Source organism: Sphingomonas sp. (assembly GCF_040398505.1).
Lineage (GTDB): Bacteria > Pseudomonadota > Alphaproteobacteria > Sphingomonadales > Sphingomonadaceae > Sphingomonas.
In genome coordinates, this window is record NZ_JBBATX010000103.1 from 1 (window position 1) to 8,464 (window position 8,464).

General features: G+C 63.8%; 7 protein-coding genes. 4 read left to right on the top strand and 3 right to left on the bottom strand.

The window, feature by feature from the left end:
• Positions 1-1,364: DUF885 domain-containing protein (locus ABWP09_RS11810; RefSeq protein WP_353205331.1), on the bottom strand; the 1,364-nt coding region annotated here is incomplete at its 3' end.
• A 110-nt stretch (positions 1,365-1,474) separates the two neighbouring features.
• Between ABWP09_RS11810 and ABWP09_RS11815 the strand changes: the two genes are divergently transcribed.
• On the top strand, positions 1,475-2,458 hold the full coding sequence (locus tag ABWP09_RS11815) for a polysaccharide deacetylase family protein (protein WP_353205332.1): 984 nt from the start codon (positions 1,475-1,477) through the stop codon (positions 2,456-2,458).
• On the top strand, positions 2,440-3,096 hold the full coding sequence (locus ABWP09_RS11820) for a GNAT family N-acetyltransferase (protein ID WP_353205333.1): 657 nt from the start codon (positions 2,440-2,442) through the stop codon (positions 3,094-3,096). Before ABWP09_RS11815 ends, ABWP09_RS11820 begins: the two co-directional genes overlap by 19 nt.
• A 34-nt stretch (positions 3,097-3,130) precedes the next feature.
• On the opposite strand, the gene ABWP09_RS11825 is transcribed toward ABWP09_RS11820, so the two are convergent.
• Together ABWP09_RS11825 and lon are read right to left on the bottom strand one after the other, a co-directional pair.
• The gene (locus tag ABWP09_RS11825; protein ID WP_010186832.1) at positions 3,131-3,403 is read right to left on the bottom strand and encodes an HU family DNA-binding protein; all 273 of its coding nucleotides are present in this window, start codon (positions 3,401-3,403) and stop codon (positions 3,131-3,133) included.
• A 139-nt stretch (positions 3,404-3,542) separates the two neighbouring features.
• Positions 3,543-5,972, bottom strand: a complete 2,430-nt coding sequence (gene lon / locus ABWP09_RS11830) for an endopeptidase La (protein WP_353205334.1) — start codon at positions 5,970-5,972, stop codon at positions 3,543-3,545.
• Positions 5,973-6,189: 217 nt separating this feature from the next.
• Between lon and ABWP09_RS11835 the strand changes: the two genes are divergently transcribed.
• On the top strand, positions 6,190-6,714 hold the full coding sequence (locus ABWP09_RS11835) for a hypothetical protein (protein ID WP_353205335.1): 525 nt from the start codon (positions 6,190-6,192) through the stop codon (positions 6,712-6,714).
• Positions 6,711-8,438 (top strand): M1 family metallopeptidase, encoded by a 1,728-nt coding sequence (locus tag ABWP09_RS11840; RefSeq protein ID WP_353205336.1) that lies wholly within the window; start codon positions 6,711-6,713, stop codon positions 8,436-8,438. The genes ABWP09_RS11835 and ABWP09_RS11840 overlap by 4 nt, the downstream gene beginning before the upstream one ends.
• Positions 8,439-8,464: the final 26 nt, after the last annotated feature.

Consider the following 8,464-nt stretch of genomic DNA (forward strand, 5'->3'; position numbering starts at 1 on the left):
AGCAGCGGCAATTTCTGCGCATATTCGCCTTGCCAGACATGGCCGGGGATCCCCTCATGGAACACCAGATCGGGGATCGTCACCTTGTTGTGAATCGAAGGATCGCCCAGGTTGACCCAGATCCGCCCCGGAATCGATCCGTCGAGCGAGCCCGGGCCACCATAAGCGGCCGGCGCCCCCGGCTCCTGCGCCAGCGGCATACGACGGATTTCGAGAATGCCGGGCGTGGTGCGGCGAAATGCATCGGCAAGTCGCGGGCGAATCGCATCGATCTTGCCTTGCATATACGCGACGATCTGCCGCCGTCCGGCATCGTCATTGGGAAAGACCATTTCGGGTCGCCGCTGCAACGCCGTCGCGCGCTCGGCGATCGTGCCCTGGGTCAGCCCGAAGCCCGTGAGAATGACATCCATGCGCGCGTGCAGGTCGATCAGTTGCGCGACGCCCAGCGCGTGGATCTCGGCCGGGGTCCGCCGCGTGGTCGTGCTTGCCCGCAACCCCCACGCATACCATTCGTCGCCATGCGGCCGCGCGCCGAGCCCCGCCGCGTCGGTCGCCAGCGCGCGTTGCGCCCGAAGTTCCGCGAGCTGACGCTCCAGCGCGGGCACGACCAATTCCTGCACGATCTTGACCGCGCGATCGACCCACGGCCCCGGAATCTTGCCCGATTTGCGCGCCAGCGGACCGATCAGCGGCCCATCGGTGGTCGCCGCTTCGCGTACGGTGCGCGTGACACCAACGATCGTCTTGTCGAGCAGGAAGGCGGGCGGAACGAGGCCGTTTCCCCGCGCGATCCGCCCGCGCAGCGTCTCGCCGTCGAGTTGCGCCGCCGTCGCGGACAGCCGCGCGAGATAGGCCGCGCAATCGGCCGCATCGCGCACCGGCTGATCGCCATCGAGCAATTGCGGCACGTCGAGCCACGCCCCCACATTCTGGATCACGGTGTAGGGCGTGTTGCGCCAATTGCCGATCGTCGCGACCCCATAGGGCAGCGTCATGCCGTCAAGCGCGGTGCGAAACGCGCTTTCGGCAACTGCGAGGCTGGTCAGCGTCGCAGGATCGAGCCCGGCGCGCGATACCCGCCCCAGCGCCGCCAGCGCCTGCGACAGGAATGCGCGGCTCTTCTCGACGCCCGCTGGCGAGCGATCATCAAGGCGACTGCGCAACGCGGCATGGCCACCGGTATCGACGCCGAGCCGGGTGGCCTCGGTCGGTTGGAGATCGAGCAATTGCCAGGCGAGGCGATCGAGCAGCGCGGCGGCAGTCGGTACGGCCGCTAAACTACGCTGAGGTGCGGCAGCAAGTGCGGCACTGGCGGCAAGTCCCGCAAGGGCCGCGCGACGGGAAGGTGCGAAAATGTCCATGCCGCCATGGTTAGTGCGCAAAGCGGGCACGTCAAACGCGGACTGTCCATTACCCCGATCTTAACGCGCGCGTGCGATAGGCAAAGACCTGATGCCACGCTGTAACGCCCATGACTGACGTTCTCATCACGATCGACACCGAACTCTCCGCAGGCCTCCATCAGCGGGGGATGTCGGCGCGCGAGAATTTCGAAAATTCAGTCCTTGGTGTCGTGCCTGGTGGGACGGTCGGAATCGGTTGGCAAATGGATCAACTGGAAGCACATGGCCTGAAAGGCGTGTTCTTCGTCGATCCGATGCCGGCGCTGGCCCATGGCGCGGCGCTTATCGCTGACATTGTCGGCCCCATTTTGGAACGGCACCATGAGGTGCAGCTCCATGTGCATACCGAGTGGCTGGCATGGGCGAAAAGCGCGCCGGTGGGCGATCGGCGCGGCCGGAGTATCGGCGACTTCGATCTTGCCGATCAAACCACCCTGCTCAGGCTCGCGCGCACGCTGCTCGAGCAAGCCGGGGTGCCGCGCCCGATCGCGTTTCGTGCCGGCAATTATGGTGCCGACGACAGGACGCTGGCCGCGCTGGCCGACCTGGGGATTGCGTGGGACAGCAGTTTCAACGCAGCGTATCTCGGCGCGCCATGCAGGATCGGGCTTACCGCAGACGATCACACACCGATCCGGCGGCACGGTGTCATAGAGGTGCCGGTTTCCGGAATCTTCGCGTCGTCCGGCCAGATTCGACCCGCGCAAGTCTGCGCGCTGTCGCGGTGGGAGATGACCGATGCGTTGCGCCACGCAGCACAGCAGCGCCAAACCGCGTTCGTCATCGTCAGCCACAGTTTCGAGATGCTGTCGCGTGATCGCCGTCGACCAAATCGCGCGGTGATGGCGCGCTTTACGGCGATGTGCCGGGAAATCGCGCGCAATCCGGATGTGCGGAGCATCGGCTTCACCGATCTTGATCCGGCAATTGCAGCACCGTCGCAACCGAAGGCGTCGCGCTTGCCCGCCAATCCGGTACGCACGATCGGACGCGTCATCGAACAGGCAGCCGCGACGCTGCGCTACGAGCGCCAGTGGTCCCGCGCGCGATGAGTTCGTCGATAACCCAGCTCGCCAAGCGGCTCGCTCGCCACGTGGTGCAGGACTACCGGTTCAACTGGATTTATGAATCGACCTGCCCGGATGCTGTGCTGCCGCTTCCCGACGGCGTGGATTTCGCGCGGCTCGACGACGCCGGGTTGCTGCACATTGCCGCGACGAACGACCTGCAATTCCGCAAAGCGCTCGGCTATGATCGGCTGGGCGCGGAGGGATATATGCTGGCGCACGACGGCATACCGCTCTGCGTGGCACATTTCGTTGATCTCGCGCGCTATGAGAATATCACGATTTGGCCGCTTCGCGCCGATGAGGTCGCGCTCCTCAACATCGTTACCGATAAAGCGGCGCAAGGCCGCGGCTATGCCTCAATCCTCATTTCCAACGCGACACCGGCGATGCTGTCTACGCATTTCACGCGGGCAATCGCGTTCATTTGGTGGAACCACCGGGCGTCGCTTCGCGCGTTCCAGCGGGCCGGATGGCATCGTGTGGGTTTTTCGGTGGAATTGACCGGCAAACACGGACGGGTGCGCCACCTGCATGTGCCGATACCCACGTTGTGGTCGCGAAATCGATCGGGACCAGGAACCACGGCGGGGAGTCGAACGCCGCACCCGTTGCAGCATTGAGGACATCCCCGCCGAACGGGTCAGATCCTTGCGATCAGTTCACCGAATCCTTCAATCCCTTGCCAGCCTTGAACTTAGGCTGCGAGGACGCCTTGATCGTCATTGGCTCACCGGTCCGCGGATTGCGCCCCGTCGAGGCCTTGCGCTTGCTGACCGAGAAGGTTCCGAAACCAACCAAGCGAACTTCGTCACCTTTTTTCAGCGCGGCCGATACCGCGTCGAACACCGCTTCAACTGCCTTGCTCGCGTCGCCCTTGGTCAGACCCGACGTGTCCGCAACAGTCGCAATCAACTCTTGTTTGTTCATGGCCACTAACCCCCCGTTACAAATGTACGAATAACTCCCGGCGCAAAGCCGGTGGTGCAGTAAGGCGGGTCGCGCCGGGGCTGTCAAAGCAAAAGCGTCAGCACCGGCGCAAATACGGTATTTTTACGAGGCGAATGCATCAATGATGCAGTTCCCCGCCGATCGCCGGGACGCCCGCCGGGGGCTGCGCGGCGAGATCATCCGCTTCGGTCCAATCGATCGGTTCGAGCGGCCCGGTTAGTGCGAGTCGCAATACTTCATCGACATGCGCAACCGGGATGATGGTCAGGCCATCAAGGATGTTGGCCGGAATCTCGGCCAGATCCTTCTCATTCTCCTGCGGGATCAGCACCGTGGTAATGCCACCGCGCAAGGCGGCGAGCAGCTTTTCCTTCAACCCGCCGATCGGCAGCACGCGACCGCGCAGCGTCACTTCGCCCGTCATCGCGACGTCGCGCCGCACTGGAACCCCGGTCAGCGTCGAGACGATCGCGGTGACGATGCCGATGCCGGCCGACGGTCCGTCCTTGGGCACCGCGCCCTCGGGCAGATGGATGTGGATGTCCTTGCGCGCGAAAATGCTCGGCTTGATGCCGTAGGAGGGCGAGCGCGCCTTGATGAAGCTGAACGCCGTCTCGATCGATTCCTTCATGACATCGCCGAGCTTGCCGGTGATCTTGGCCTGGCCGCGCCCGGGCACGGTCACGCTTTCGATCGTCAGCAATTCACCACCAACTTCGGTCCAGGCGAGACCAGTGACGGCACCGATCTGATTCTCTTCCTCGCCCAGGCCATGGCGGTACTTCTTCACGCCGGCATAGTCGGACAGATTGTCGGGCGTGACGGTAACGCTCTTGGTCTTGCCCTCAAGAATCTGGCGCAGTGCCTTGCGCGCCAGCCGCGCAATCTCGCGCTCAAGCGTGCGCACCCCTGCTTCGCGCGTATAATATTGGATCAGCGCGCGCAGCCCCTCGGTCGTGAGCGTGAACTCACCGTCCTTCAGACCGTGCGCCTCGATTTGCTTGGCGATCAAATGCCGCTCGGCAATCTGAACCTTCTCCTCCTCGGTATAGCCTTCGAGCCGGATGATCTCCATCCGGTCGAGGAGTGCCTGCGGCAGGTTCAGCGTGTTCGCCGTCGTGACGAACATGATGTCCGAAAGATCGACGTCGATCTCGAGATAATGGTCCTGAAACTTGGCATTCTGCTCCGGATCGAGAACTTCGAGCAATGCCGACGCCGGATCACCGCGGAAATCCTGACCAAGCTTGTCGATCTCGTCGAGCAGGAACAGCGGGTTGCTGGTCCCTGCCTTCTTGAGGTTGGTCACGATCTTGCCCGGCAGCGAGCCGATATAGGTACGGCGATGCCCACGAATCTCGGCTTCGTCGCGCACGCCGCCCAGCGACTGGCGGATGAACTCGCGGCCCGTTGCCTTGGCGATCGATTTGCCGAGGCTGGTCTTACCGACACCCGGCGGGCCGACGAGGCACAGGATCGGCCCCTTCAGCTTGTTGGTGCGCGCCTGCACCGCAAGATATTCGATGATCCGGTCCTTGACCTTTTCGAGCGCATAATGGTCCTCGTCGAGCACCGCTTGCGCCGCCGAAATGTCCTTGCGAACCTTGGACTTCTTGCCCCAGGGGAGGCCGAGCAACACGTCGAGATAATTGCGCACGACGGTCGCCTCGGCGCTCATCGGCGCCATCGTCTTGAGCTTCTTGAGCTCGGCGGTCGCCTTGGTCCGCGCCTCCTTCGACAGCTTGAGCGTCGCGATCTTCTGCGTCAGCTCGGCAATCTCGTCGCCTTCGCCTTCATCGCCCTCATTGCCGAGCTCGCGCTGGATCGCCTTCAACTGCTCGTTGAGGTAATATTCGCGCTGGGTCTTCTCCATCTGGCGCTTGACCCGCGATTTGATCTTCTTTTCGACCTGCAACACGCCGAGCTCGCCCTCCATGAAGGCGAACACCATCTCCAGCCGCTTGGCCGGATCGCGCTCGATCAGCAGCGCTTGCTTGTCGCTCACCTTAACCTGGATATTGGCGGCGACCGCATCGGCAAGTTTCGAGGGGTCCTCGATTTCAGCGAGCTGCACCGCCGTCTCCGACGGCAGCTTGCGGTTGAGCTTTGCGTAATTTTCGAACTGGTCGATCACCGAGCGCATCAGCGCCGACATCTCGGTGCTGGCGGCTTTTAGCTCCTCGGCCCCGGCCTCACCCTCAAGTATCGCGACCTCAGCCGAGAGATAGCCATCGACGGCAACCAGCGCGGTGAGCGCAGCGCGACGCTTGCCCTCGACCAAGACGCGGACCGTCCCGTCGGGCAGCTTCAGCAATTGCAGGACGACGGCGGTGACCCCGACCTCATACAGATCATCGCGGTCGGGATCGTCCTCGGCTGGATCGAGCTGGGCCACGAGGAAAATCTCCTTGTCCGCGGCCATTGCGGCTTCCAAAGCAGCGACCGACTTGTCGCGACCGACGAACAGCGGCACGATCATCGCCGGGAAGACGACGATGTCGCGCAGCGGCAGAACAGGGTAAGACGGGGTGGAAGAAACTTGGGTCATGCATACTCCGGGGCGGCGCCAACCACGCGCCTATGATGTCTTATATGGGGCGGATTGCCATTCCATCAATCGCCGAACGGTTTTGGGTGCAATGATTGCGTGCGCGGCACCGCCGACGGTGGCGCGGTCGCGTGCCGATCCAGTGGCGCGCGCGATGGCGGCGGCGGGTGGTGCGGCAGTCTTGCGGCGCGTGCGAGCGCTTGCGTGGCGGGGTACCATGCGGATGATGCTGGGCAAGGTTCCAGTCGATCTCAACGTGGAGACGCGCATCGAGCCGTTCGCGCGGGGGCGATCCGACACCTGGCTCGAGAGTGAGGGACGCAGCACGATTCGCACGATCATGGTCGAGCGCGACAGTGCTTTCCTGGTGCACGAGGGCGCGCAGACCGCGCTGGGGCACGAGCAAGCACGGTTCGAGCGGCAGCAATTGGGGGCCTATGCCTATCTGCTGCTGGCCCCCGCCTTTGTCAGCGCGGCGAGCGGCACGCGGCTCAACGCGGCGCGCGAGGAGTATCCGCCGATCGCGCTGACGCTTGCGCGCGATGGTCGAATCGCTGCGGCCGACTATCGCATCGAAACCCCTGACCGCGAAGGGCGCTCCGTCCGGCAACAGTTCAGCTTTGTCGGTTCGGTCTCCTCCAACGGGGTCCGCTTCCCACACGTCATCACGATCGTGCAAGACGGGCGACCGCGATCGCGCCTGACGATCCGCGATTTCTCGGTGGATCTCGACGTCGCATGACGCTGCACCGGATCGCCTTCGCGCTTGTTTGCCTGGCGCTGACCGGCGCGAGCTTGCCCAACAAGGGCGAGCCGCCGATCACCGCACAAACGCAGAAATCGGGCGGCCCGATCGACCCCGATCAAGCCAAATTGCGATTCGATGCGGCCGATCTTGCGTTCGAGGTGCTGCCCGACACGCAAACGCTGCGCGGCGTTGCAACCCTCTCCTTCACCGCCAACGCACCACTCGAGCGGCTGGTCATCGATCTCGACCGCAATCTGCCCGTCGATGCCATTGCGATCGACGGCGAAGCGCTGGCAACAGCCGCGTGGGGCAACTCCGAAGGCAAGCTTTCCATTGCCCTGCCCCGCCCCGTTCCCACCGGCGGCAAGGTGACGGCGCGCATCAGCTATGGCGGTCAACCGCACGTCGCGGTCAAGGCGCCGTGGGACGACGGCATGGTCTGGGCCAAGACCCCAACCGGCGAACCCTGGTTCGCAACGACGGCGGAGGGTTCGGGCTGCGACCTGTTCTGGCCGTGCCTCGATTTCCCGACCGGCGAGCCCGGGGTGGTCACGCTGCACATCACCGTGCCGAAGGGCTTGAAGGCACCCTCCAACGGCACATTGCTGGGCGTCGATCCGCTGCCGGACGGTCGCACGACCTGGAACTGGCGTGTGAAGCAACCCAACACCTATGGCATTGCGCTGACGGTCGGGCCGTACGAGCAGATTTCGGGCAGCTACAAGAGCCGCTATGGCAACACGATCCCGCTTTTCTATTGGTATCTGCCCGGCGAGGAGGAGAAGGCGCGCGGCCTGTTCGCCGAATTCGCGCCAACGCTCGATTTTTTCGAAAGCGAGATCGGCCCCTACCCGTTCGGCGATGAAAAGCTCGGCGTGGTCGAAACGCCGCACAAGGGCATGGAGCATCAAACGATCAACGCCTATGGCAACGGCTATGCCAAGGCGCCCGAGGGGTTCGACTGGCTGTTCCACCACGAATTCGCCCACGAATATTTCGGCAATCAGATGACGGTGGCAAATTGGGACGATTACTGGCTGCACGAAGGCTATGCCAGCTACATGCAGCCGCTCTACGGTCGTTGGCGCGAGGGCAATGCCCGCTACGCCACGATGCTCGCCGATCAGCGCAAGAACATCGCCAATCTGCGGCCGGTCATTTCGGGCACGGTCCGCACCGAGGAGGATGTCTACGAGTTGGCCAAAGGCGGGCCGGGTCAGGACATTTATTACAAGGGATCGTGGATGCTCCATGCCTTGCGCGGTCTGATCGGCGACCGCGCCTTTCGGAGCGTGACGCGGCTGGCGGTGTACGGGCGGATCGATCCGCGTCCCGGTAATTTCACGCCACGCTACACCTCGACCGACGAGTATGAGCGGATCGTCCGGCGCGTGACGGGGAAGGATTATGGCTGGTTCTTCGACGTGTATCTGCGGCAAGCGCGATTGCCCGAGCTCATCGAGACGCGCACGGCACGCGGCCTGTCGCTCCGCTGGGACGCGCCGGGCGGGCGGCCCTTTCCGATGCCGATCGACGTGCAAAGTGGTGGCCGAGTCATGCGCGTGCCGATGACCGGCGGGATCGGCAGCCTTCGGGTGGCAAAGGGCGCGCATGTGGTGATCGACCCCGATGCGAAGCTACTTCGGCGTTCGGTCGCGATCGAACGCTATCAGGCGTGGCGCGATGCCGAGGCGCAACGCACCAAGGCCAGCAATTGACGCTACGTGCCTTATAGAAGTAATAC

What these genes read in the sequence shown, in the direction of transcription:
- ABWP09_RS11840 (WP_353205336.1), top strand. Translation starts at nt 6,711, where the DNA reads ATGACGCTGCACCGGATCGCCTTCGCGCTTGTTTGCCTGGCGCTGACC.
- lon (WP_353205334.1), bottom strand. Translation starts at nt 5,972, where the DNA reads ATGACCCAAGTTTCTTCCACCCCGTCTTACCCTGTTCTGCCGCTGCGC.
- ABWP09_RS11835 (WP_353205335.1), top strand. Translation starts at nt 6,190, where the DNA reads ATGCGGATGATGCTGGGCAAGGTTCCAGTCGATCTCAACGTGGAGACG.
- ABWP09_RS11825 (WP_010186832.1), bottom strand. Translation starts at nt 3,403, where the DNA reads ATGAACAAACAAGAGTTGATTGCGACTGTTGCGGACACGTCGGGTCTG.
- ABWP09_RS11815 (WP_353205332.1), top strand. Translation starts at nt 1,475, where the DNA reads ATGACTGACGTTCTCATCACGATCGACACCGAACTCTCCGCAGGCCTC.